The organism is Zooshikella harenae, from assembly GCF_018837975.1.
GTDB classification, from domain to species: domain Bacteria; phylum Pseudomonadota; class Gammaproteobacteria; order Pseudomonadales; family Zooshikellaceae; genus Zooshikella; species Zooshikella harenae.
The window spans coordinates 57,288-81,509 of record NZ_JAGSOY010000019.1 but is presented as its reverse complement, the minus strand read 5'-3'; the positions used below and the strand labels follow the sequence as shown (position 1 = coordinate 81,509).

The window sequence follows — 24,222 nt, the reverse complement described above, 5'->3', positions numbered from 1 at the left end:
TAAAAGTATGTTTTCTTTTTGATTTATAAATTTAAATTTTAATGTGTAGTATGAGGTCAAAAGACTACAGGATTTAGTTATTCATTCTATAGCACAGGAATTAATGGGCACCGACGTGGTCGAATGTTTTGTCATGATAAGATAATAATTGATACAGAGCAGATGTAACGTACGAGGTGTATTGTTAAGGTTATGTTGTGACTAAATAATTATGGAGATCTTGTCATGAGTATGAAAGAAACATATGAAAAAAAACTGCAAGAACAACTTGATCACTGGAATGAAGAAATTGATAGGCTCAAGTCCAAAGCAGGGCATGTTAAAGAAGATACACGTCATGAGTATCATGAACAGATGAATCATTTGCGTGAAAAACGCCATGAAGCGCAAGCTAAGCTGCAGGAGTTGAGAGAAGCGAGTGATGATGCCTGGGAGGATTTAAAAACGGGTATTGAGTTAGCTTGGGATTCGTTGAGTGAAGCAGTGAAATCTGCAGCTTCTCGCTTTAAGTGAGATTGCCAATCCATAGTACATATATTGAGGTGTTAGTCATGACTGTTTTTAGGGCTACTTTTACTGCTTTCATACTGTCATGGGCAGTACTATTCAGTATGTTTTGTACAGCTCAAGAAGATGAAAGTACAACATCAATTGAAGAGGTAAAGCAAGAGTCTCAAGAAGCGCTTCACGCTGTTAAAAATTACTCAGTGGAAAAGCGGGATCAGGCTATGGAAAAAGTATCTTCTGCTTTGGATAAGCTCGATATGCGTATTTATGCCATGCAAGAAGATATTGATAAAAACTGGGATCAAATGAGTGAGGCTACGCGAACAAAAACACGTGCAGCACTGAATGAATTACACAAGCAACGCAACGAACTGGCTGAATGGTATGGAGGGATGAAAAACAGTACTGCTGATGCATGGGATGATATGAAGCAAGGCTTTTCGAATGCATTTTCATCCTTTCAGCACGCATGGGATAACGCTAAAAATGAATTTAAGGACAGTGATGAAAAATAAGCTTTTTGTTGCTGAACGTAAAAAATAAACGAGGGGTTTGTTGTTTTAAACCCCTAATTCAGTAGGTTAACGTTCAAAAGTGGTGTGTGAAAGGTTAACCTTCTGCAAATGACTGTGATATTTGGTCATTTGCTTGAATATCTTCAATAGTAAGATCATAAAACAGGTATTGTGGAAGGACACCAGGTGTGTTTGAATCCTTGATTAAATCAAAGGTTGCCCCTTCTGGATAGTCCTCGAAAATGGCCTGTAGCCAGCCCGTTTCGACTTCTTCCATCTCTTTTATCGAGAATGCTTGGCTCCAGCCATCATCAGTTTGTAGCGTGAGCATTTGATCTTTAGGCTTTTCTTTACCTATTCCATACTCAAACTTGACTACTAAGCCACGTGGTGTTGCATCAAGATAGGCGACTGATATTTTATTTTGCCGGTTTCGGTCCAGGTATTGTGCAGGTTTTACACGGCTATTCTGTTGAGGAGGCAAAACCTCTGGATTTTGGTCTAATAAAGCGGGTGCTATGGGACCTACAGGACCATCCTCCAGTTCAAAGCCCTGACTGCTTTCATAAATGTTAACGGCATCAATTGATGTGGCTCGGGAGTTTAATCGGCCAGGGTTACTTTCCAGGCGGTCTATTTCTTCCCACGAAAGTTGCCGTTTACTATACATCATTTTGACGCCTGTAGCGCCTTGTTGAACCTCGCCATTCAGTTTATAAGGAATCCAGATAGAATCATAAGCTGTACCCAATGCTTCCCGTTCCATGTTGTTAGTGGGGTTGAGTTTGCTATGACGTGTATTCCGATAAAATCCCAGGCGAGTATCACGGTAGGTTTGGTGTTTACCCACTTGAAGCTCTCGCCAGAGCTTGTTTTTCCAAAAAACATAAATCCATCCAGACTCAGGTAAAACATCTGATTCTGGACGAGTTTGATTTTCAGTGATATACCCAAGTGGTTTAATGGGAATAATAATACTTTCCCAACGTTTTTTGTCAGTGTCTTTGGGAATAGGCTGAATGCTGTCTATTAGTGGTAACAGTAAAGGTGGCTCACCACGGCCATGCATTGCAATGCGTAGCCCCAATTTGCGAGGTATGTTGGGAATACTATGGAAAGCAACCAGACTACGGTAGGGACTGTTGTCTTTTCGATAGGTCTCAGCCGCTTGAAGCTCCTGTGCTAAATTATTTTCCCGGCTGGCATCCAGATAAAGTCGTTGCGTTGAGGGTAGTTTGATGCCTGCAACTTCGATAACAATTTTGTAGTTCAGATCGGGTTCAGTATTTGGAGGCGGGACTGGTGGCACTACTCGTTCAGGGATGGGTGGCACCTTTTCTCGAATAACATAAGGTAACAGTGGTATACCATAGTCTGTCTGTTCGAGACTTCGTACGTCATCCCAAACAGATGTCCCCAGTTCTGGGTCACCATAGATTGACATGGTTTGATCTGGTTCCCAATAGCGGTCTTCTGCAATGTCAAAAGAGGGATCATCTTTGTACCGCTCACTAAAAGGACGCACATCAATAGGTTTAAAACGCATGTCTAGGTTCCTGCTGTATACTCCAATACCATTATAAAAGATGATAACAAAACTAACGTATCGAGAGTTTTAACTGTACCGCATCATATTTATTATTTTTTGTAACTGTTTTTATTTTTTTTACGCAAAAAAAATCACTATTTTTAGAGATGCCCTATAGTAAAAATTAGACGTTTCTGGGCTTGACGTTGCCCCAAAGATCGTTTTTAATTTGGGGGTCTGACATTAATTTTGATAATGAGGAATGAAAGTCAAGCTTTCGTTTGGATCAATGTAGTACATCCTACCTTACTTAGTAGCATTAGCTACCTTCTTTATTGAGTATGCCTCACGCTCTTGGATGGTTTCTTTATCGACGGATAGATATTTTGCGTTCTTTTTTCAGAAGAATATAGACTCTTTGCTATGCACATAAATTGTTGCTGACAAAAGAAATGTCTGGAACTGGAATAGCTAAAACGTAAGTAAAATCTCGCACTGTCTTGCGTTATGTATAAATAACCGTTGATTGTACTCACAGCCTATTGCTGTGGAAGCGATTCCTTAAAAGATTACTATGCTTAATAGATAGCATAGCATGTTTGAGGGCCTACTCTTTTGTGCCAAAACCAAGTACAGAAATGTCATACGTTAATGCCTGATGCTCAAACTCAGGGCTAAATAACAGTATCTTGGCTAGTAGGTTGGGAGTATATTGATATGAGCAGTAATAACATAAAGCGATACAAATACCCACGAACACCTCATTTACCGTGGTCTTCAGGAGGCTCTAGTGATGATGTGCGATGTTGTGACGTCAGTCAGTTTGAAGGAAAACAGGTTATTGTCACGGAGAAAATGGATGGTGAAAATACCTCCTTATATTGTGACTATATTCATGCCCGCTCAATTGATAGTCGTCATCATGCTTCTCGGGATTGGGTGAAAGCATTACATGCTAGCATAGCGACAGATATTCCTGTTGGGTGGCGGATTTGTGGAGAGAATCTTTTTGCTAAGCATGCCATTGGCTATGATCAGTTGCCCTCATACTTTATGGCTTTTTCTATTTGGGATGAACAGAATTATTGCTTGTCCTGGGCTGAGACTAAGCAGTGGTTTGAGTTATTAAATTTGACACCTCCTCCTGTGTTATATCAGGGAGAATGGAATAAAGGACTCATTCGACAACTTAAAATTGATACCTCGCTTATGGAAGGTTATGTGGTACGGATTAGTGAAAATTTTCATTATAAAGAGTTTGCACAGTCTGTTGCGAAATGGGTGAGAAAATCCCATGTTCAAACAGAGGAGCATTGGATGCATACCGCAGTAGTGGCAAATAAATTGCTCTCTAATGAAGTTGAATAAGATGGAATATATACCCATAGCGAAGGGTATAAATAAAGAATAAGGGCAGTTACATGATGAAGCGTAGAGAATGGTTAGACGCTTTAAAAAAGGATGCATTTCCTGATGTGGATGAATGTATTCATTACTTGGGCAGCGTGTGTACCTGGTTACACGATTTAAAATCAACACCACAAGATCCTGAATGGCATGGAGAAGGTGATGTTTATATCCATACAGGTATGGTTCTTGATGAGTTATATGGATTGTTAAAAGATCAGGCTGCTCATATTACAGGTGAAAAGCGTCAGGCTTTAATTTTGGGGGCTTTATTTCACGATATAGGTAAGCCCGTTACGGTACGAGAGAGAGAAGTACAAGCGATTCGTCGTATTGTTTCACCGCAGCATGAAGCTGTTGGTCGATCTTATTTGGCTTTTTTATTACCTGAGTTGGAATTAAGCCATGAGGTTATTTACCTCATTATGGGGTTGGTAGGTGAGCATCATCGACCAAAATTATTGATGGTTAAAAATCAAGGACCAGAGCACTTTTGGTTGTTGTCTCGATGTGTTGATATTGAGCTTGTATATTGGCTTGAAGTTGCTGATATGTGCGGTCGCATTTGCTTAGATATAAAAACTCAATTAATGTATCTAGAAGAATTCAAGCTTTTTTGTAAAGAATATGGGGTTTGGAAATCGGACATCCATAATGAGTGGCAACATCAGCTTGAAAATACGCTTAAGCTGCTACCAGATGGCTGCCAAGATTATGTATATAGTCGAGCTATTTATGATATGGAGCGAGCAACTATTTCGACTGTTGAAGAAGCGGTTGCGAAAACCTATCAGCGACGTGAATGCTTTGCTGAGTTAATGGTTTTATGTGGCCCCAGCGGGTCTGGTAAATCAACATGGGTTAAGCAACAATCGAATTATCAGGTGATTTCACTTGATGTAATTCGCCAGGAAATTAATGGACATGCAGCCAGTCAAGCGAATGTTGGTAAAGTACTACACTTAGCTAAGGATCGTTTAAAGGCTTGTTTGCGTAAAGGCGTAAACGTTATTTGGGATGCGACTAATTTACGTTATGACTTTCGAAAAATCGTGTGTGATATTGGAAAAGACTATCATGCACTCGTAACCCTAGTCGTGTTTCAAGTTCCGCGTTCGACAATTTATCAAGGCAATCGAAACCGCACACAAGCAGTACCTGATGAGGTTTTAGCAAGGCAGTTTATTTCATACCAGTGGCCAACACCCGATGAAGCACACCGTTACTGTATTGTTAATGATAAAGGGCAGACTTTATTAAAGCATGGTTATTATTCAGATTAGTTGTGGTGTTATTTTAGTTTGGAGAGTGGTTGTATTATCGTCATACGATTTTTTATGATGTGCTACCTGCATATTTTTTGGAATTTGATATTTATGATAAAAAGATTGGAGTATTTTTAGGTACAGAGGAACGAAAAAAGCGGCTGGCTGGATGCTCTTTTATACACTCAGTTAGAATTATTGATTCAGGACGTTTTAAATATGTTGGAGGTCTAATAGCATTAATTGGCTATTCAGTATTTATTAGTGAAAAGTATAAAGCACGTTTTTTAAAGCAAAATGTAAAAAGTACTACTCTTAATAAAATCACTGACACTTTGGATCGCTATATGGAAGGGCTATATATTAAAGTGGAAAATAAAGCTGAAGTGGTAGCTAGGTATAAGTTTATTCGAGGGGATTTTCTCACAAGAATTAATTCAGTAAACGCACATTGGTCCAAATTGCCTGTTACGCATAACTGTTTGATTAGCATTTAGTGTTATTAAAAAACAGATGATTGTAGAGTAACTGTGTTTGTAATGGGTACAATATACACTTGCATACTTTAATGGGTATATTAAGTATTCTCTTATTAGCAACGACAATGTATGTTGGACAGTTTAGCCTGGCTATTGACCTATACAAACTATGCTATTAGTATAAGAAACATAACATACCGGCAAGTGAAGTAATATAATAATAAAAACTTTAATAATTGACAATGATTTATGGATTAAACTTACACATCAAATTTCGTTTGAGTTCCTGTTTACCCTCAAAGTTAAAGTTGTAATAATGTATACAATTAACGTAGTATATTTATTATCGAACCTGATATTGATAAGAAGGTATAGTATCATTTAGGAATATATATTGGGGAGATGACTGAAAAGCTAACATCGACTATGGAATAATCATACTAAAGTATAATACAGCATGGATGGCTAGTCGTGCTATAAGTGTTCTGTATTACGTCTTAATAATAAAGAGTGCTATATTAGGATATTTTTATGTTATCATCATTAGGGTTGACTACAGAGCAACTTAGTCAGGTAGAACAGTTATTTACATCGTCTACTCAGCGTTTTGGACAGTCTAGTTTAGATCGTTTAAAGCAGGCTTTACTTTCTCAAGACTTATCTCCTCCTCAAGGCAATAGATGGCAACAGCCTAAGATATTTTTTCCCTTTCTTAAAAGTAAACCTTGGTATGAAAATAATGAAATAGACGGTGTGCAAACACTGGTAAGTATGGCAAATACGATACAAGGTGAGTTGGAACATGCCTTGACGCTAAAAAAAAATTACGAGTGTTCAGATAAGACAGGCTATAATGGCCAGTGGAATATTTTTTATTTATCACGTTCACCCTTGTTGGTTGACGAACGGATTAAATATAATCAGCAGTGTTGTCCCTCAACAGTTGAAGCATTAAAGAGTTTGCCCCGTTTTGCTGGAACTGCTTGGTTTTCGGCACTGAATCCACATTCATCTATACCTGCCCATTTTGGAGATACTAACTTAAAACTTAATTTACACTTAGGTTTAATTGTTCCTGATGATTGTGCATTACGTGTGGCGGAAGAAAGTAAAGCATTTTTACATCATGATTGTTTAATTTTTGCAGATAGCTTTGAACATGAAGCCTGGAATAATTCAGATACAACGCGTATTACGCTTTTTGCGGATATTTGGCATCCAGAATTAACTGATGCTGAAGTTTTTGTGTTATCTCAGTTACAGGCGATGTATGACGTGGCTATACAACAGCAGCGTACGCAGGATATTGGTGGTAAACATTTTCTTGATAATGAAAAGTGGTGGGTGTTATAAGTCATGTTGCCCTCAGAGATGGTACCTATAGATCGGGTATCTGCCATTGTCTATGATCAGTTAGGTCCGCTGGATCGTATTATCAAACAGTCGACAGACAGTATTATTAATACACATATTAAACAGGGAGTTGTTGATCAAAAAGTAAGCCAGTATCGTTCTAACGCTTATCAGGATCGTATGCCCTATTTTTTGAGTGATTTTTACAAAAAAGTTGAACATGATTTAGATATTGACGCTCGTAGCTACCATATTCATATTGAAATTCTAGGTGAAATTGTCGGTAGTTTACGTGTAACCTGTGCGCCTTTCGAGTTTAAAGAAGTTCTTCCAGTAAGTGAAGGTATACCAAGCGAGTTTGATCAGTATATTGAGTTGAGTCGTTTGATTGTTGATCATAATCGGTGGCGAGCTGATATTGGCAAGCTACTTATCACGCGAGCCATACAACTGGCTTTTGACCTACAAGCGAAAGGTATTGTTGCTTTATGTAAACGGCCAACAGCAATGGTTTTTAGCCGTTATGGTCTGGAAAAGTACCACTCCAAGCCTATTATTGTTGCGTCTAGGCATTATCAGCCGTATTATTTGATGCACACAACACTTAGACGACTTATCATGCATATTGATTCAACTACACATAATGATAAAAAAACAACTGTAAAAAATATAGCGATACCTGTCGTTTAAATGCAGCTTACATAGCATGATTATGGACAAATTCAAGTCTGCTAAGGTTGTTGAAAAAGTAATAATTACAGGCAGTTATTAGCAACAAGGATACCGTATATGTATATACCTGAATCATTCAGGATTAGTGATTTAGAAACATTACATAGCTTTATTGACCAACATTCATTTGGCATCATTGTGAGTGAGCGGGAAGGTAATTTATTAGCTTCTCATGTACCTTTTTTATTAAATAAAGATCAAGGTGTATTAGGCTGTTTACGTTCACATATGGCGATTAAAAACGATCATTGGAAATTTTTTGAGAAGGCATGTGAAGTATTAATAATTTTCTCAGGACCGCATGCTTATATCTCCCCAAGCTGGTATGAAAAAAAACCTGCTGTCCCTACATGGAATTATACCGCCGTACATGTTAAGGCAAAAGCCTCTATTGTTAGCAGTGATGTGCTGGATCATGATTTAAATGAATTAGTAAAGAAATATGATCCTGTATTGTCAGGTGATCATACAATGATTCCTGATGATTTCAAAGAACGACTGATGCAGGCAATTGTCGGGGTTCAATTTGAAATTACTGATATTGAAGGAAAATACAAGCTTGGTCAAAATCGAAGTGCAAACGATCAGGAAGGTATTATTGCTGGATTAAAAGCACAGCCTGATGTAGATAGTCATTTATTAGCCAAGTTTACTGAAGAATACACGAAAAAAGGGGAGTAAAAATGACTAAAGAAGAAATTAAGCAGAAACTGACTGAGCTTAATGAGAAGCTGGCACAGGTTTGGGACGAAATTCTTTCAGCGTCAGAACTCGTACAAGCTATTAATGAAAAACGCATAGATCAACGTCTTTTTGCGTTGTATATGTTGGAAACTTATCATTATACACGCCATAATGCTAGAAATCAGGCTTTAGTTGGAGTTCGTAGCTTTCAGGCTGCTCCAAGTTATGTCAAATTTTGTTTTGATCATGCGGCAGAGGAAACAGGTCATGAGCTTATGGCTTTGCATGATGTTAAATCAATGGGGTTGAATATTGAAGAAAAAGATCTTCCTCCAGCATTACCTGCCACTGAGGTATTGATTGGGTATCTCTACTGGATATCTATGCAAGGAAATCCTCTACAACGTTTAGGTTATAGTTTTTGGGCTGAGAATTGCTATCAGTATATTAATCCGATAATTAATAGCTTACAGGAACAGCTCGGCTTAAAATCCTCACAGCTAACATTTTTTATTGCACACTCTACTATTGATGAGAAACATGCAGAAGAAGTTAATAACATGATTATTACTCATTGTAAGACAGAGGATGACTTAAAAGCTGTTGAGAAGGTAATGGAAACCAGTTTACGATTGACGGGGCAATTGCTTAATGCGGTATATGACGTTTATTCTTCGCTTGAAAAAGGGAGTTCAGGTACTTATCAATTTTTGAATGTATTGAAAAAAATTAAATAAAATTAACTAATTGCAAATCTCTTTGAGTATAAGTTAAAAGATTTTAAGGGTTGATCTAGAAAACAAGGGCTAACATATATACTCATTATGAAGGGGATCTTCACTTAGGTATTGATGCCGTTAGCCCGAATAATCTAAGGTTACTTTAATAGACCCTATGGCGAAAAGCATGCAAACTTATTTTACACATTTGAATTATAGTTTAGGGGATGAAGATAGTCTGATTGAATATAGGCTATTAGAGGATAGTGTTAATCATGTTATTTCCATTGCAGGGAGTGGCGCAAGAATATTGCCGTTATTAGCAAGGCAACCAAAAAAACTAACCTGTGTTGATATATCTCAGGAACAATTAGCCTTAACACAGCTCAGAGTTATTGCAGCAAAGCATTTTGAATATGATGATTTTATTGGTTTTTTAGGATATCCTCCATCTACATTCTCCCATAAAAAAAGAGAAGAATTATTCAATACACTACCTCTAGATGTTGAGTTAAAAGGGCAACTGAATCGTTTGTTCTCACGTCATCAGTGGGCTCCAATTATTTATTTGGGAAATTTTGAGTCAACATTAATCAAGTTTAGCCGATTTATTCGCAGGGTTACCCGAGGTAAACTTGACATACTTTTTACTTTTAACACCTTACAAGAACAAAATTACTTTGTTAACAGCGCTGATTTTCCAAATAAATTATGGCGGTTAATCGTATTATTACTTGGTAATGCTAATGTATTAAATGCATTGCTGTATAAAGGAAGTTTTCCTAAGAAAAATATTCCTGGTTCTGCTTACCTGCATTACCAACGTATTTTTAAACAATTATTTCAGCAAGTGCTCGCTAAAAAAAGCTTTTTTTTACAGCTATTACTGCTAGGTGAGCTTCGCTTTGAAGCAGGTAACCCTATTGAAACTGAGCAACATGTTTTTGATAAGGTTAAAGAAGCACTGAATATAACAGAAATAAACTATGTTCTTGGTGATATTATTCATACCATCAAAGAACAGGAAAACCCCGTTGATTTTGTTTCTTTATCTGATGTACCTTCATTTTTCGAAACACATCGGGAAAAAGTTTTTTTACAAGACATTAAGGCTAAGCTACTTCCAGAAAGTAAAGTGGTTAGTCGAGGACATTTAAGGCTAGCTCCAGCAGATACAACAGGATTTATTGATATAGCCAATGAGTACCAGACATTATTTGCGGAAGACGTTACTCAGCTTTGGCATATCCAAGTCTATCGGAGAGCCTGTTAATGGCTGAAGTTACCCTTTATGATCGAGAATCTGTTGTTCATTTACGTTTTCCTAATACAAGAGCTGGTCAGCTTGCTGCGGATTATTTTTTACCCATAGTCAAGAATGGCACAAGAAACTATATAGATAATGTTGATCAGCCATTACTCATTGCAAAGGTTGATAATGAGGTTGTGCCTTTGGTTATTAATAATGGAGAACAGGATCGGTGTTATTTAACTTCACCTATCGCTTATTATATTCATTATGTTGCTGACTTTATAAGCACTATAAATCAAAAATCTCTTCGAATCAGTTTACAGTTATTAATTTATGGGTTGAAACACATATTTGGTTTACTTAAGTTAAACCGAGTCGTTTATGTGAATAACTGGTTATTACCTACAGGACCATTTTTAGCATTAGAGCGAAAACAAGTTGAATCACTTATTAAAAAGTTAAGCTGTCAGTTTCCACAACATGCTATTGTTTTTAAAGGCTGTACTGAAACAGCACATGAGCAGTTGAAACGAATGGCCGAAACAGGGCTGTTAAAAATCGTTCATCGACAGGTATATACCTGGGACCAGTCAACAGTTGAAGATATTAATTTAAGCACCGCTAAACAACGGCGTACTTTCAAAACGGATCAAAAATTTTTAAAGAATACTCCTTACCAGTTATCATGCATGAATGGTAAGCATGTTGAAAAGCTTGATTACTCCCAAGCATTAAGCAATTTATATAGAGAACTGTATGTGAAAAAATACTCAAGGTACAGTCTTCAATATAATGAGCGTTGGTTTCAGCACACGTTGACAAGTGAGTGTTTTAATTTTGTTGGATTTTTTAATAAGGCATCTGAGCAAACACTGGAAGGATTTATTTCTTATTATAAGTCTGAACAGCAGTTAATCAGTTCTTTAGTTGGCCATCAAACACTCGAGGCGAAAGATACAGGGCTTTATCGATGTAGTATCAGTTATTTATGTAAGCAGTCTAAGGAGGAAAACCTACCTGTTAACCTCAGTTCAGGCGCTGGAGAATTTAAACGTCGACGTGGTGCCAAGCCAAGTTTTGAATTTGACTTTGTATATATTGATCATTTATCGAAATGGCAACAGTTTGGGTGGCGATTGTTGGCTTTATTGTATAATACATTAGCAAAGAAAATTTTTACAACGATGAAGGTTTAAATAAATGCAACCTCTAAAATGGATAATTGGCTGCACATTATCATTGCTAATCGTCATTACATTGCTTCTGATGGCTGGCCCTTATCGTTATTTGCCTTCTCTTTTGATGTATCAAAAAGCTGATCTTGATGATCATAAAATATTTAATAACCATATTGTTGAAGTTAGTAAATCGATGCCTTGGTCCAAAGCTAAGAAATATAACAAAATCACTTTAAGTCAAGAGGCTCAATCGATATTAAGTAAATATGATTCAAAAGCATTTTTGATTGTGCATAATGGTAAATTACTGTTTGAACGATACTGGCAAGGGTATGATGAACATATTCGCTCTAATTCTTTTTCTATGGCAAAAAGTATTGTTTCCTTACTATTAGGGGTGGCAATTTCTGAAGGTTATATCCAAGATTTAGAGCAAAAATTAAGCGATTTTTTACCTGCTTTTAACCAGGGACAACGTAAGCATATTAGAATAAAAGACGTACTTACGATGAGTTCTGGTTTAAACTGGGATGAGAGCTATAGTAGTCCTTTTTCTGTCACAGCACAGGCTTATTATGGACAGCGTCTATCAGGTCTGGTAAATACGATGCAAGTGGCAGAACCGCCAGGACAACACTTTCGCTATGCCAGTATTAATACACAAATATTAGCTGAGGTGCTTGAAAAGGCAACAGGTGTAACTATTTCCAAGTATGCAGCAGCAAAGCTATGGCAACCGATAGGTGCAACACAACCTGCATTGTGGTCTTTAGATCAGGCTAATGGGGAAGAAAAGGCTTTTTGTTGTTTTTTTAGTAACGCTCAGGATTTTGCACGTATTGGCCAATTGATATTAAATGGAGGAAAATGGCAGGATCAACAGGTTATTCCTTCTCAGTATTTGGTTGATGCATTACGTCCTGCAAGGTATCTCAAAGATCATAGGGATGATCAAGAAGTAGATTTTTACGGTTATCATTTTTGGCTAACTAATTATAAGAGCATGGAGGTTGTTATAATACAGGGTATCAAAGGTCAATATATTTTGGTTGTTCCAGCAATGAATGCTGTTATTGTTCGGTTAGGTGAAAAGAAAAGCACTCACCGAACTCGTTATATGGCTGATGATATGTTTAAGTATTTGGATATAACCATGTCAATTTTAAAACAAATTGGTTTAGAGGGAGCTAATATTTGTTGTGGCAGAGCGTTGTCATTTAACTAAGAAATGCTATTTTTTATTTGTTTTTAGTATATAAAAATCATGCTTTCTAAAAAAAAGTTTACTCTTATAGTTTATACTGGACGTGTAGACTTAAAAACAACCTTTTAATGGAAGAGAGATATTGGTATGTCTAAGGAAGGAAAGCCTCAGCATAGTGCTGAAAAAGTTGAACTCAAATTAAGTGACCAACAACGTCAAACCCTTTCTAAAACATTGGGCTCTGATGTGGCTAAACGCCTGGATAGCATTGTTCTGCAGCGTGAAGGTAGTAGCATTAACTCGTTAATTGTTATTAACTAATTTCTAGCTATTAACATTGTGTGATAGTTACATCTGTATGACTATCACACAACATAGCTTCTTGTTCTGAAATAGTTGTAAATTGTTCACGCCAAAATGTGTTTAAGTCGTTAATGGCTAAAAAGATATCAGGTAGTTTGCAGAAACAAATAATACCCATTAAAAATCTAGCAATAATTTCATGAGTATAATAGTTTCCTAAAGATAATTCTTCTAGTAATGCCCAATTTGATACTAGTGTGTGTAACAGTTTTTTAGGGTTTGTGATCTGAAGGAGTTCTGCCGCTGTAGCATAATTAATTTGTTCAATTTGCTGTTTAAACCATTTTATTCCTAATAGTTGACATCCAAAACAAATTCCATGTTTGGTGGGTTTTAGTCCACTTATTTGATAAAAGTAATCAAATAATACTTTTTTATTGGTTAATGGTCGTTTAGCTGAAAAGTACTGCAAGCAGTCTATATAAGGTAAGCGGCTTTCTATGCTTGCCATAAGGTAAGGTAAATCATTATTCATTCTGCATAAATGACCTGGAAGTCTGTATTTGAAATCAATTTTATTCCAATCAAAGGGATTTGGTGATTGAGTGGATGTTGAGAAAGCTGTCGAATTAACGTTTGTTAAGATATCAATACCTGCTATTTCAGAAATAAATTTCAAATCTTTTTGACGCTGAATAAAAAAAGGATGACTTTTGCTGGATACAAAATAGTGAGGATATCCCCAGAATATTTCATCGGCACCTTCACCACTTAGCACAGTATCAAAACCATCTTTTTTGGCATGTAATGCAGTTAAATAGATAGCTAACCCAGAAAGCGAAGTGATAGGGCGGTTACTGAGCATCAAAAAATGGTTTATATTCTGTTGTAAGGATTCAGGACTAATTAAAACTGGAATTACGTTAGAGTGGAGCTGAAGAGGCTTGTCTCTATGCCATACAGCACAATAGCCTGGAATACTATTGTCAATTGACATTGCAAGGTGATGAATAATGGAGGAGTCGACCCCCCCACTGGCAGCGACCCAGGTTTTTTGGGGAATAATGCGTTTATGAACCGAAGTATGTAAGGTATTAATCACGGATTTTTCATTGGTCTTCTTAGGTTCAGTTAAATCTAAGGAATTGCTTTCGAATAAAATATGTTTAGTGATACTTTGGTTTGTAGTGAAATAATTAAACTCAATGGTCTGTCCAGCAGGAACTGGAAAAATATTTTTTTCTAAAGTCTCTTCTGGAGTTATACCGTAGACTAAAAATGTTTGTGCAGCCGTTATATTAATGCTGGAACTTTGTTCGTGCTGTTCTGTTAGTACTGCAACGGCTTTATCTGAGGAGCCAAAAATAATGCTGTTTTCTAAAATTTTATAAAATAGTGGTTTACTGCCAAATGAATCTCTTGCAAGCCAAAGTTGTTGTTTTGCTTGATTCCAGTGACAAAATGAAAACTCTCCTTGTAACTGACTTAATGATGTTGCTGCTGATGGGTGAGATAAAAGTAAGGATAAATACTCTGTATCTGATATATCTCTATAATGAACAAGTGTTGATTGAGTTTTATTAATAAGCTGATGGATATTGTATAGTTCTCCATTTAGACAAGTAATCGCCCGTGTTTTTTGGTTCACAACGGGTTGTGGGCGTTCCAGGTTTCCTGTCCTTGCTAAGCGGGTACACCAGATATGAACGGAAGGTTGGTGGATAGCACCATAAATATCACCACGATATGCAATATAGGATAGTGCTTTTGTAATGATGTCAGAGGAAGGTGTTAATTTGCCTACGTAGCCTAAAAAGCCACACATAATATTATGAAAACCCAATTGAAAAGTGATTTAAAGGTTGAGCAAAACGAAGGGGTTTGGATGAGGAAAAATGACAGACTCGTTGGTAAACGGCTTCTGCCACTTTAGCTCCTAACTCAGCATTAATAGGCCCATGACTTGGCATGATGCTATTTGTCAGTCGTAGCCAAGGGAAACTTGGAGAGGGCAGCTGTTGATCTAGTTCATGGATAATAGCACTATTACACGAATAGCCTGCAAGAATTATACAGGCTTTGCAGTGAGAGGATACTAATTGCTTTAATAAGTTGTGTACCAGGCCAGGAGGTTCATCAGCAGTGATTAAAATATAATCAGTGTGAGAGAGATAATCCATTCGACTACAGGAGTTGAGTTCATTGGTGTAGCAAGTGATATCACAGTCAGGAAAACGTCGAAGGATTTCTCTTTTTCCTACTTGAACTTTAGACTCCCCGACATCGGTTTGGGTAAATAATAACTGTCTATTTAAATTAGTTGATTCAACATGGTCGTGATCACATAATATAAAATGTTTAAAACCGCTTCCTGCTAAGTTAAATAAGCAATGGTTAGCGATACCTCCAAATCCAATAAATGCCATCTGTATGTTATTAATACTTTCAATTGCTTTTAGTAATTGGTTACAACAATCCGCAAAACACAAGCTGTATGAAATACTGCGAGAGTAGATACTGTTGACCAGTAAGTGGTGGATGGTTTCGACTTCAGTTGCTGTACCTGGGATGATAGCGCCTACAGCCATTAAGCTTGCTACGACAGTATCTCGATTATTTAGTGGTAGGCCAAATTCTCCTTTGGGTGTACTAATAGTTAAGGACTGGGCGTTGTTGTGTATTTGGAAAAGGAGACCAGGGTGTAAGATGCCAATGGCTACGTCTTTATTAAGCCAGATACCATGGTGATGGTAACAAAGATGGATTTTGTTAAATAAAGCGTTTAATTCTCTAGGAGACATTAATTGGGGTGAGATGTCTTTATTTACATTTGTGGTAGTCACTAACGGTTTCGAGTAGCCATCCATAGCTTGTTCCATGTCATGAATAGGTAATAATGACCTACTATTGATATTTTTATAATCAGTAATTTAATTAGATGATTTTTCAGGGTGTATCAAGTAAAACGTCGAATATGCTTGGCAAGTTGTGCTAATGCTTTGTTATTGGCTCGTTCGTGGTCATGAGAGGATAAGTAGCCTTCATAGCAATGAAAAAATTTATTCTGCGTTGAGTGTATGCTTTTGAAGGTTGAGGTGTTGCCTGTGCCATGCATGGGAATAAGCTTACTATGAAGATGATCAACACCGTATCCCTCAAAAATCAATCCAGTACGACCAACGCCTTCTAATGCACGATCAAGTAATTTTCCAACATGTTTGGATGCTAATATAAGTTTACATAAGACAGAATCATCTTGATCAAAAGCGTAACTAGAGTAATGATCTTTAGTGATGACTACACTAAAACCGTCAGTATTCGGAAAAACAGATAAGAATGCTAAATGTGCTTCATCCTCCCAGATTTTGTGATAGGACTCTTCTCCTGCAATCATCTTGCAAAATAGACAATGCATGACTTACTCCTTGTGCGTTATGTTGAGAGATTATTCAATAAATACCTTTTAAAGAATAATGTAACGTTATAATAAATCCACTCTCTGGATATGATTGAGTATTATTGCAAATAAAGGCTGAGGGTAATTATTAGACCACCTGATCTATATTCGATGATGCATAAATGATGTACTAACCTGAAAATGACAGTATTGTGATGTTTTTAAGGTAATTACATGAAAATGGGTTATCAATTATTCAACAGGTGGTGCGTTGTATTATTGAGTGTTAGTTTTTCTATAACAAGTCTGGCAGAAAACACGGTTTTAATTGCGACAGGGGAGTATCAGCCTTGGGCCTCAGACAGTTTAAAGCATAAAGGATTTGTGAGTCATGTCATTGACGAGGCGTTTAAAAGGGCTGGTGATTATAAAGTAGAGTTTAAATTCCTACCCTGGAAGCGTGCCTATGAGTCCGCTAAAAAAGGGGACTTCCAGGCAACATCTTTTTGGTTTCACTCGGCAGACAGAGAAAAGGATTTTATTTATAGTGAACCTGTGATGTCAGAGAAGACGGTATTTTTTCACTTGAAAACTAATCCACTAAAAGCGTGGAATGAACTGACCGATCTTTCTGATAAAACGATTGGTGCAACTATAGGTTATACCTATACCAAAGAATTCTGGGGTTTAGCTAAGTCTGGAAAACTAAACGTACAAACAGCCTCTGCGGATGATAAAAATTTTAAAAAGCTGTTTGCTTCAAGAATTGACGTGTTTCCAATGGGGACTGTTGCCGGGTTTGGCCTATTAGCCGAGAAGTTTGATAAATCTGTAGTACATTTAGTTGATTTTAACCCTAAGCCTCTTGTTGAGGCGAAGGGCCATTTATTATTTTCACGAAAACATGCTGGTTCAGAACAACTGGTGAAAGACTTTAATAAAGGGATTAAGCAATTACAACGTGAAGGTTTACTGGATAAATGGCGGGAAGATTTATTAGCAGGTGCTTACAAACAGTGATGTTTGGTTAAAGCGCATCTCTAACAATATGTCATTTTCAGCAATGCCTTCTACACTGTATTGAAATATATATTTAAATTCAGGAGTACCAGTCTCTCTTTTATATGCAATGAGCGGTACTCCTGATTAATTTAATGATTTCCTATAATTTCATAGCAAGGTTCGTAGTCACCACTCCCTGGGAGTTTCATCCGCTGGTTGACAACAAAGGAGTGCAGTAGTTGATTAATGTCTTCAGTAAGCTCAGGGTCGCCAAAAAGTTTAAAAGGACCATGCTCAGTAATTGCTGCGATGCCAACTTCTTTGACGTTGCCAGCAACAATACCAGACATCGCACGTCGTAAGTTGGCTGCCAGCTTGTAAGCAGGTAATTGTTTAGATAACTGAAGATCAGCCATATTTTCATGGTTTGGTTCGAAAGGCTGCTGAAATTCATTGTCTACGGTTAACTGCCAGTTATAGTAAAATGCATCACCTGTCTGCCGCCTAAAGCGGGTGACCTCCTCCAAACCATATTTTATTTCTCGGGCAACCGTTTGAGGGTCGTCAATAATAATTTTATAGCGTTGCTGGGCTTCAAGGCCGAGCGTTTTACCAATAAACTGGTGTATATCCGCAAAGTAGCTTTTCGCGGATCCTGGACCAGTAAAGATAACAGGAAATGGTATGTCACGATTACTGGGGTGTAATAAAATGCCTAAAATATAAAGGATTTCCTCAAAAGTACCAGGACCTCCAGGAAACACAATAATACCATGTCCCATACGGACGAAAGCCTCTAAGCGCTTTTCAATATCGGGCATGATAACTAGCTCATTGACGATAGGGTTAGGAGATTCAGCGGCAATAATGCCAGGCTCCGTAAGCCCTATGAAACGACTGCCAGTGATACGCTGTTTTGCATGAGCAATATTGGCACCTTTCATAGGGCCTTTCATCGCGCCCGGACCACAGCCTGTGCATATATTCATACCTCGCAACCCAAGCTGATAGCCTACACGTTTGGTGTATTTATACTCAGCTTCACCTATGGAATGTCCTCCCCAGCATACAACAGTATCTGGATGTACTTTGGGGCGAAAAGCATTCGCATGGCGTAACACATGGAATACCATATTAGTGATGTTCGTAGAGCTTTCAGTGTTAACTGCAGCATGTTGTCTAATTTCATTTGCGACATAGAGAATATCGCGGACAACTGCAAAGAGATTTTGCTTGATCCCTTTGATGAGTTGCCCATCAACAAAGGCATTACCGGGTGCATTAATCAGTTGTAATTTAAGACCACGGTGTTCTTGAATGATGCGTATATCAAAGCTTTGATACTGTTGAAGAATCTTATAGGGATTATCGGAGTGCTCGTCACAGTTTAAGACAGCCAGTGAGCACTGACGAAAAAGTTGGTAAAGTCCCCCTTTGGACGTGTCTTGAAGTTGTTTAACTTCATTATTAGAGAGGACACTCATACTTCCACTGGGACTGACTAACGTTGAGATTAATGTTTCACTCATATGAATTCTATCTGCTTCTTGTGTTAACGTGCCTAATCTCATTGTAGATAAAACATTTAGTGAATGAGTTCAATAACCTACAAAAGAAATAGTCCACATCATCAGTAATTAGTCGAAACCGCACGATTAAGGCGTTCAAGTTTGGTCCTGTTTGAAAAAGATTGTTTGAAGAAGGTCGTTTGGTAATTTGATGGTGAGATTGGCAGAGAGAGGGGTGGGCCATCAGTCAACATCATGATATGGTGTGACAAGCCTAGTACAATAGCCACAGTGATGGCTGTGCATGATAAAAATAATGAGGGAGAGCCATGCTACGTGAAGAAATAGCTAAACCTTGTACCCATCATGAGCGGGTGACCATTGTTAACGAACAAAATGAGTGTATTGGTGAAAGTAGCCGATCAGAAATGCGTAAACAAGGGCTTTGTCATCGGGCCGTGTATGTGTTTGTCTTTAATCCACTTGGACAGTTGTTAGTTCAAAAGCGAACAGTCACTAAAGATGTGTACCCTGGATTTTATGACCTTGCAGCAGGAGGGGTGGTGCAAGCAGGGGAAGAGTATGAGCCAGCCGCTTATCGTGAGTTGGAAGAAGAAATGGGGATCACTGGTGTGTCTTTACATAGTCACTTCCATTTTTATTTTCAGGAGTCAGAGCAGCGGGTTTGGGGTAAGGTTTATACCTGTGAATACGATGGCCCACTGACATTAGAGGCTGAAGAGGTGGAGGATGTCGTGTTGTTGTGGCCTGAAGACATTCTGCGTTCATCGCAGTCACTGCAATTTACACCAGATAGCCTGATTGCGTTACAGCGGTTGTGGCCTAAGCTTGCAGTTGCAGTTTAAATAACCCATAAAGCCAGTTATGTTTGTTAGGTATGTATTGCGATGAGGTTAATCAGTAAGCGCTAAACTCAAATAGAATTAGACTCAGACATAATCAACACTTTAAACTATTATACTTTGTATCCTTGCAGAAAGTCTTCATAGGCTTTCTGTCCCTCTACTTAAAAAATTGTATAAAAATGCGTGAAGCATATTTAGCAATTTTAACTTCTCTATACGTTATTTTTGACAACACCTCCAGCAATTTTTTTCTTTAGTTGTCTATATTTTGAGTAAAGTTTCAAAAAGTGTTGTTGTGCTTTTTTACACTTTATAAATCTTTTGTTGAAATATTGTTGTCGTGTTTTTTTAGTAATCGTTCATAACCTTATATTTGTTTATGATCAATGTAGCCATTTTTTAGGTTAATTTATTTGGCGTGAATTCTGCACTGCAATTGAGGGTTTTCAATGTAGAGCGAGAATTAGCATGAGGCTTTATTACATGGATGCAATGCGCAGCACATTAATGCTATTAGGTGTTGTTTTGCATGCGGCGCAAATTTATAACCCTGATCATGTTTGGAAAGTTGTCAGTGGAGAACGCGCCATATTTTTTTCAGAGCTAAGTAATATTATTCATCTGTTTAGAATGCCGGCTTTTTTTGTTGTTTCAGGTTTTTTTTGTCTTATGACAGTTATTAAATATGGTGAACCTGTATTTATTAAGTTGCGCTCGAAACGAATTATAATTCCATTAGTCTCAACAGCTTTGTTGGTTAACTCAGTACAAGAATATCTATTGGGTAATTTTACTGTTCAGCGATTTTTTTTGGATTCTGGATGGCTTTCTCATTTGTGGTTTCTTGTTAATTTATGTTGGTATTTTTTAGTCGCTGTCTTTGCTGTATGGGTTGTTAGGCAACTACCTTTTTTAAAAGGTATGTTGGCAATAAGTGCCAGTGAGATTCTGTCGAGGCGCTGGCTTATTCTACTATTACCAGGATATGACTTTTTGGTTATTATGTTGGGGAAGGTTATACCTATTTATAGTATTTCACTGGGTGGTGTTACATTATTTGGTTTGTTAATTTATTTTCAGTATTTCATATTTGGCTTATTTCTTTATCGTAACAAAAATATGCAATATCTGTTTGCCAGTTTTCAGTGGATCTATTTGCTCTTTTTAATAATTGCTTGTATTAGTGTTGAGGTTGCACCTAAATTAATATCAGGACTTGGCTTGGAAGTAGTTAACATCTATTTGCATGGATTGATTACTTGGCTAGCGTGTCAACTCTGCTTTTGCTTTTTTTCGAAATTATTTAATCGACAATCACGTGTATTTTTTTATTTATCAGATGCCTCTTATAGTATTTATCTTTTCCATCACTTGATAGTAATAAGTCTTGGCATATGGATTGTACAGTTGGAGTTGAATATGTATTTAGGCTTCAGCCTCATTGTTGTCAGCGCTATGCTATTATCACTGTGTATTCATCATTTCTTGATACTTCGTTTACCCCTATTGCGCTTGCTATTCAATGGCAAATAGGGGGGGCCATACAAAAAATCGTTCGTATTGGCTATATATAGATCTTTGGGTTAATGAGAATATTCATTTGAGGCTTGAGTGGGTTGTTTGAACAACTGCTGTTTTAGGTTAATCAGTCGATCTGGGTAGTCAGTAATAATGCCATTAATGTCTTGTTTCATTAAGCGTTGCATTTGTGCAGTATCATTGACTGTCCATACTTGTACCCAAAGTTGATGTTGGCTGGCTGTGGCGAGTAAAGAGGGGGAGGTTATAAGCCGTTCATCATGATATTCAGGGATTTGTAACGCGATTGCTGGCGGACGGTATAAATGGCCTAAACCGAATGTATCAAGAATGACCATGTTCCTGACTTCGATATGGCTTGCTGATGTGGCAACTTCTGGACAAATTTCACGAAATGTATAAAGGGACGTTTCTATAAATGAGCCAACAATGACATTGTGTTGCATATTGTATTTACGGATAGCGTTACAAACTTTTTGTTCAATGCCAACCTCTTTGATTTCAATAACCATGGGCTTTAGGGGGAAAGATGATAACACGGAGGTGAGTGTGGGAATTGTGATACCTTTGCCTCGAAAAGGATAGGTTTGTCCTTTGTCACTTGTCCAAGAGTATCCAGCATCCAAGTGTTGTAGATCTGTCCATAACAGATCCTTGATATTACCTTGGCCATTTGTTGTGCGGTCTACTTTTGGGTCATGCATAATGACGAGGGTGCCATCTGCGGTACTTCGAACATCCATTTCTAACATATCTACCCCAAGCTTAACGGCATTATTAAATGCAAATAAAGTGTTTTCAGGCCATAACCCCCTACCACCTCGATGGGCAATCACCAAAGGAGAGTCTTGGGGTTGGGTAATAGTGGGGGCATTAGGAGGGGCTGATAGAGCTGTTATGGTAAAAGGAATAAGGTAAAGGCTTATCAATAGTAATATGACGATTGTTGCAAGGCGCTTCATGCTCATCTCTCTGTTGTTTTTGTTGTTATTAACCGACAAAGCTCTTTTATTGGGTGGCTTTCATCTGACACAGCATTAATCAAAGAAGGAATGCAAAAGATTACTGCTCATCAGGTTGTCGGTTGTTACTGCAATTATCCCGTCTGCAGAAAAGGTGTTACAGGATTTTCATGGTGTCATAATGTACTGCTCAAGTGCTTGCCATGCAACTTTACTAGCATCAATTAAGCTTGTTTAAACGCTTACAACAAGTTTGATAGACAGTCCGACCATTGGGCTGGGTGAATAAGCTTGAGGCGAGTGTTAAGCTGTACTTTTGGCGTCTTATATGTTGAATCTATTTTTGTTTAAGTGCTTTTTACGTAGACACTTTTTATATTCGCTTTTTATATTAAACAAGTGATGCAATTTTTAAACAGGCGATTTTGCTTTTTGCCAAACAGTGAGCGGTGTACAGCTTACACTGACTGAAATGGTCTATCGCGTACGGTGGGGCCATTTGCTTTAGACCATTTTGCTTTGAGCTAATCTGTTTTAAAACCCAATTACTATGAATATATCCAATGCCTTTGAAGCGTTATAGCTCTCTGATTTTTTTGACAACATTTTTATTGACAGACTCATCATTGCCGTTGTCTGTCTCATACTCATAGAAGCCCGTGTCTTCATTAAAATCAGGGGTATCTACAGTTTGGATATGGGTACCATCTTGAAGCGTGATCAAGTGGGGGGTAGAACAGCCAGTTAATGCAGCAAATAATACAAGCGGTAATACAGCTCTCATTTGACAACTCCTATAATAGGGTGATCAATTATACTCGCTTATTATACTAAGCTTAGGAGTATACCTGATTGACGCAAGAATAGGCGGCTTATGTTGTGTTTAGTTCCTATTCATAGGGCTGTCTTTCAGGGTTTCTACTTGATCATTACAATGCTCAGTCATGTACTTAGACGTTAGACTTACTCAGCTAACGCTTGCCCTTGTCTTCCAGACGTTATTTTCCTGTTTAAGTTCAAGTCTTTTCAGTTAAAAAGAAAAGACTTTATAGAATCATTTATTATTGGGTGAACAACATGCTTGTGATGTTGAGTTTCAGCTTATTCTACTGAGTAATATTCAAAGCTCCAGCCATGCTTTAAAATTATTGAGACCTGTATCATTAATTTGGTTCACTTATGATGCGGATGTTTTAAATCTGTGTAGCAGGTAACTGTGACTGTGATGACTGAGTGGACACATAATAACCATCACCTGGCAGCAAAAAAATTGAATTAAGTCAAACACAATACGTATTAATACAGCAATGTTTGCCTAACGAATTGATTCAATGTACATTAATGACCCGAAATCACTTAAGTTATCCATAAAGTTTTACATTAAAACTGAATCCAGTCGCTAGTAGATATCTAATTATGAATAGCAATGTCTGATTGTTGTCGTGAAGGAAGGCATCAGGCGTGTAAAGAATGGACAACGTAAGATGTGGATATCGTTTATACTGGATATCGCTTAACAGCGTGGAATTCTAGTTAAGGAAAGTCTATGACCCCTGCTGAATTAATGACCGAAGGTCTTTACTTAATGTTGCTCGGAATGGGGTTTGTATTTGTGTTCTTGACGCTGCTGATCTATGCCACAGAACTCATGTCAGCTGTTGTCCAGAAATATTTCCCCGAAAAATTAATACCAGCTAAGTTGGCAAAAATAGGTCCTGTCCCTGCAGAAGCAGAGGATACCCAACTGATTGCGGTTATCTCTGCAGCTATCCAGCAATACCGTAAAAAGCATACTGATCGGGACTAACAGATAACAATTCAT

General features: G+C 37.6%; 24 protein-coding genes. 17 read left to right on the top strand and 7 right to left on the bottom strand.

Annotated features, from left to right (window positions below):
• Positions 1-225 precede the first annotated feature (225 nt).
• Together KCG35_RS10310 and KCG35_RS10305 are read left to right on the top strand one after the other, a co-directional pair.
• Entirely contained in the window at positions 226-513 is a 288-nt protein-coding gene (locus KCG35_RS10310) for a sll1863 family stress response protein (RefSeq protein WP_215819610.1), read from the top strand.
• A gap of 38 nt (positions 514-551) precedes the next feature.
• On the top strand, positions 552-1,022 hold the full coding sequence (locus tag KCG35_RS10305; protein WP_215819609.1) for a sll1863 family stress response protein: 471 nt from the start codon (positions 552-554) through the stop codon (positions 1,020-1,022).
• A 94-nt stretch (positions 1,023-1,116) separates the two neighbouring features.
• Here KCG35_RS10305 and KCG35_RS10300 read toward each other — a convergent pair whose 3' ends face one another.
• Complete coding sequence (locus KCG35_RS10300) at positions 1,117-2,568, bottom strand: hypothetical protein (RefSeq protein WP_215819608.1); 1,452 nt, start codon at positions 2,566-2,568, stop codon at positions 1,117-1,119.
• A gap of 699 nt (positions 2,569-3,267) precedes the next feature.
• Between KCG35_RS10300 and KCG35_RS10295 the strand changes: the two genes are divergently transcribed.
• The 11 genes from KCG35_RS10295 (at position 3,268) to KCG35_RS10245 (ending at position 13,144) form a co-directional block, all read left to right on the top strand.
• Entirely contained in the window at positions 3,268-3,918 is a 651-nt protein-coding gene (locus KCG35_RS10295; RefSeq protein WP_215819607.1) for an RNA ligase family protein, read from the top strand.
• Between the two features lie 53 nt (positions 3,919-3,971).
• Positions 3,972-5,240, top strand: a complete 1,269-nt coding sequence (locus KCG35_RS10290; RefSeq protein WP_215819606.1) for an AAA family ATPase — start codon at positions 3,972-3,974, stop codon at positions 5,238-5,240.
• A gap of 29 nt (positions 5,241-5,269) precedes the next feature.
• Complete coding sequence (locus KCG35_RS10285) at positions 5,270-5,719, top strand: RNA ligase family protein (RefSeq protein ID WP_215819605.1); 450 nt, start codon at positions 5,270-5,272, stop codon at positions 5,717-5,719.
• Positions 5,720-6,232: 513 nt separating this feature from the next.
• Positions 6,233-7,054 (top strand): aspartyl/asparaginyl beta-hydroxylase domain-containing protein, encoded by an 822-nt coding sequence (locus KCG35_RS10280; protein ID WP_215819604.1) that lies wholly within the window; start codon positions 6,233-6,235, stop codon positions 7,052-7,054.
• A 3-nt stretch (positions 7,055-7,057) separates the two neighbouring features.
• A complete protein-coding gene (locus KCG35_RS10275) occupies positions 7,058-7,744 on the top strand; it encodes a GNAT family N-acetyltransferase (protein WP_215819603.1) in 687 nt (228 codons plus the stop codon).
• Between the two features lie 99 nt (positions 7,745-7,843).
• Positions 7,844-8,467 (top strand): FMN-binding negative transcriptional regulator, encoded by a 624-nt coding sequence (locus KCG35_RS10270; protein WP_215819602.1) that lies wholly within the window; start codon positions 7,844-7,846, stop codon positions 8,465-8,467.
• A gap of 2 nt (positions 8,468-8,469) precedes the next feature.
• Positions 8,470-9,207, top strand: a complete 738-nt coding sequence (locus KCG35_RS10265; protein WP_215819601.1) for an iron-containing redox enzyme family protein — start codon at positions 8,470-8,472, stop codon at positions 9,205-9,207.
• A gap of 169 nt (positions 9,208-9,376) precedes the next feature.
• Positions 9,377-10,462 carry a DUF3419 family protein gene (locus KCG35_RS10260; RefSeq protein WP_215819600.1) on the top strand — a complete coding sequence of 362 codons (1,086 nt, stop codon included), beginning with the start codon at positions 9,377-9,379 and terminating at the stop codon, positions 10,460-10,462.
• The gene (locus KCG35_RS10255) at positions 10,462-11,637 is read left to right on the top strand and encodes a hypothetical protein (RefSeq protein WP_215819599.1); all 1,176 of its coding nucleotides are present in this window, start codon (positions 10,462-10,464) and stop codon (positions 11,635-11,637) included. Before KCG35_RS10260 ends, KCG35_RS10255 begins: the two co-directional genes overlap by 1 nt.
• Positions 11,638-11,641: 4 nt before the next feature.
• Entirely contained in the window at positions 11,642-12,844 is a 1,203-nt protein-coding gene (locus KCG35_RS10250) for a serine hydrolase domain-containing protein (protein ID WP_215819598.1), read from the top strand.
• 126 nt (positions 12,845-12,970) lie between these two features.
• Positions 12,971-13,144 (top strand): hypothetical protein, encoded by a 174-nt coding sequence (locus KCG35_RS10245; protein WP_215819597.1) that lies wholly within the window; start codon positions 12,971-12,973, stop codon positions 13,142-13,144.
• A gap of 10 nt (positions 13,145-13,154) precedes the next feature.
• Here KCG35_RS10245 and KCG35_RS10240 read toward each other — a convergent pair whose 3' ends face one another.
• The 3 genes from KCG35_RS10240 to KCG35_RS10230 form a co-directional block, all read right to left on the bottom strand.
• Positions 13,155-14,951, bottom strand: a complete 1,797-nt coding sequence (locus tag KCG35_RS10240) for an asparagine synthase-related protein (protein ID WP_215819596.1) — start codon at positions 14,949-14,951, stop codon at positions 13,155-13,157.
• Between the two features lie 4 nt (positions 14,952-14,955).
• Positions 14,956-15,993, bottom strand: coding sequence for a ThiF family adenylyltransferase (locus KCG35_RS10235; protein ID WP_215819595.1), 1,038 nt, complete (start codon positions 15,991-15,993; stop codon positions 14,956-14,958).
• A gap of 89 nt (positions 15,994-16,082) precedes the next feature.
• A complete protein-coding gene (locus KCG35_RS10230; protein WP_215819594.1) occupies positions 16,083-16,541 on the bottom strand; it encodes an HIT family protein in 459 nt (152 codons plus the stop codon).
• Positions 16,542-16,757: 216 nt separating this feature from the next.
• Here KCG35_RS10230 and KCG35_RS10225 point away from each other — a divergent pair, with 216 nt between their 5' ends.
• Positions 16,758-17,543 (top strand): substrate-binding periplasmic protein, encoded by a 786-nt coding sequence (locus KCG35_RS10225; protein ID WP_215819593.1) that lies wholly within the window; start codon positions 16,758-16,760, stop codon positions 17,541-17,543.
• Positions 17,544-17,674: 131 nt separating this feature from the next.
• Here KCG35_RS10225 and ppnN read toward each other — a convergent pair whose 3' ends face one another.
• The gene (gene ppnN, locus KCG35_RS10220) at positions 17,675-19,054 is read right to left on the bottom strand and encodes a nucleotide 5'-monophosphate nucleosidase PpnN (RefSeq protein WP_230409122.1); all 1,380 of its coding nucleotides are present in this window, start codon (positions 19,052-19,054) and stop codon (positions 17,675-17,677) included.
• A 308-nt stretch (positions 19,055-19,362) separates the two neighbouring features.
• Here ppnN and yfcD point away from each other — a divergent pair, with 308 nt between their 5' ends.
• Positions 19,363-19,899: an NUDIX hydrolase YfcD gene (gene yfcD, locus KCG35_RS10215; protein WP_215819592.1), complete on the top strand. Its 537-nt coding sequence runs from the start codon at positions 19,363-19,365 to the stop codon at positions 19,897-19,899.
• 483 nt (positions 19,900-20,382) lie between these two features.
• A complete protein-coding gene (locus KCG35_RS10210; protein ID WP_215819591.1) occupies positions 20,383-21,432 on the top strand; it encodes an acyltransferase family protein in 1,050 nt (349 codons plus the stop codon).
• A gap of 50 nt (positions 21,433-21,482) precedes the next feature.
• On the opposite strand, the gene KCG35_RS10205 is transcribed toward KCG35_RS10210, so the two are convergent.
• Entirely contained in the window at positions 21,483-22,400 is a 918-nt protein-coding gene (locus KCG35_RS10205; RefSeq protein ID WP_215819590.1) for a glycerophosphodiester phosphodiesterase family protein, read from the bottom strand.
• Positions 22,401-22,977: 577 nt separating this feature from the next.
• On the bottom strand, positions 22,978-23,184 hold the full coding sequence (locus tag KCG35_RS10200; RefSeq protein ID WP_215819589.1) for a YgdI/YgdR family lipoprotein: 207 nt from the start codon (positions 23,182-23,184) through the stop codon (positions 22,978-22,980).
• Between the two features lie 762 nt (positions 23,185-23,946).
• Here KCG35_RS10200 and KCG35_RS10195 point away from each other — a divergent pair.
• Positions 23,947-24,207 (top strand): OadG family protein, encoded by a 261-nt coding sequence (locus tag KCG35_RS10195; protein WP_215819588.1) that lies wholly within the window; start codon positions 23,947-23,949, stop codon positions 24,205-24,207.
• Positions 24,208-24,222 lie beyond the last annotated feature (15 nt).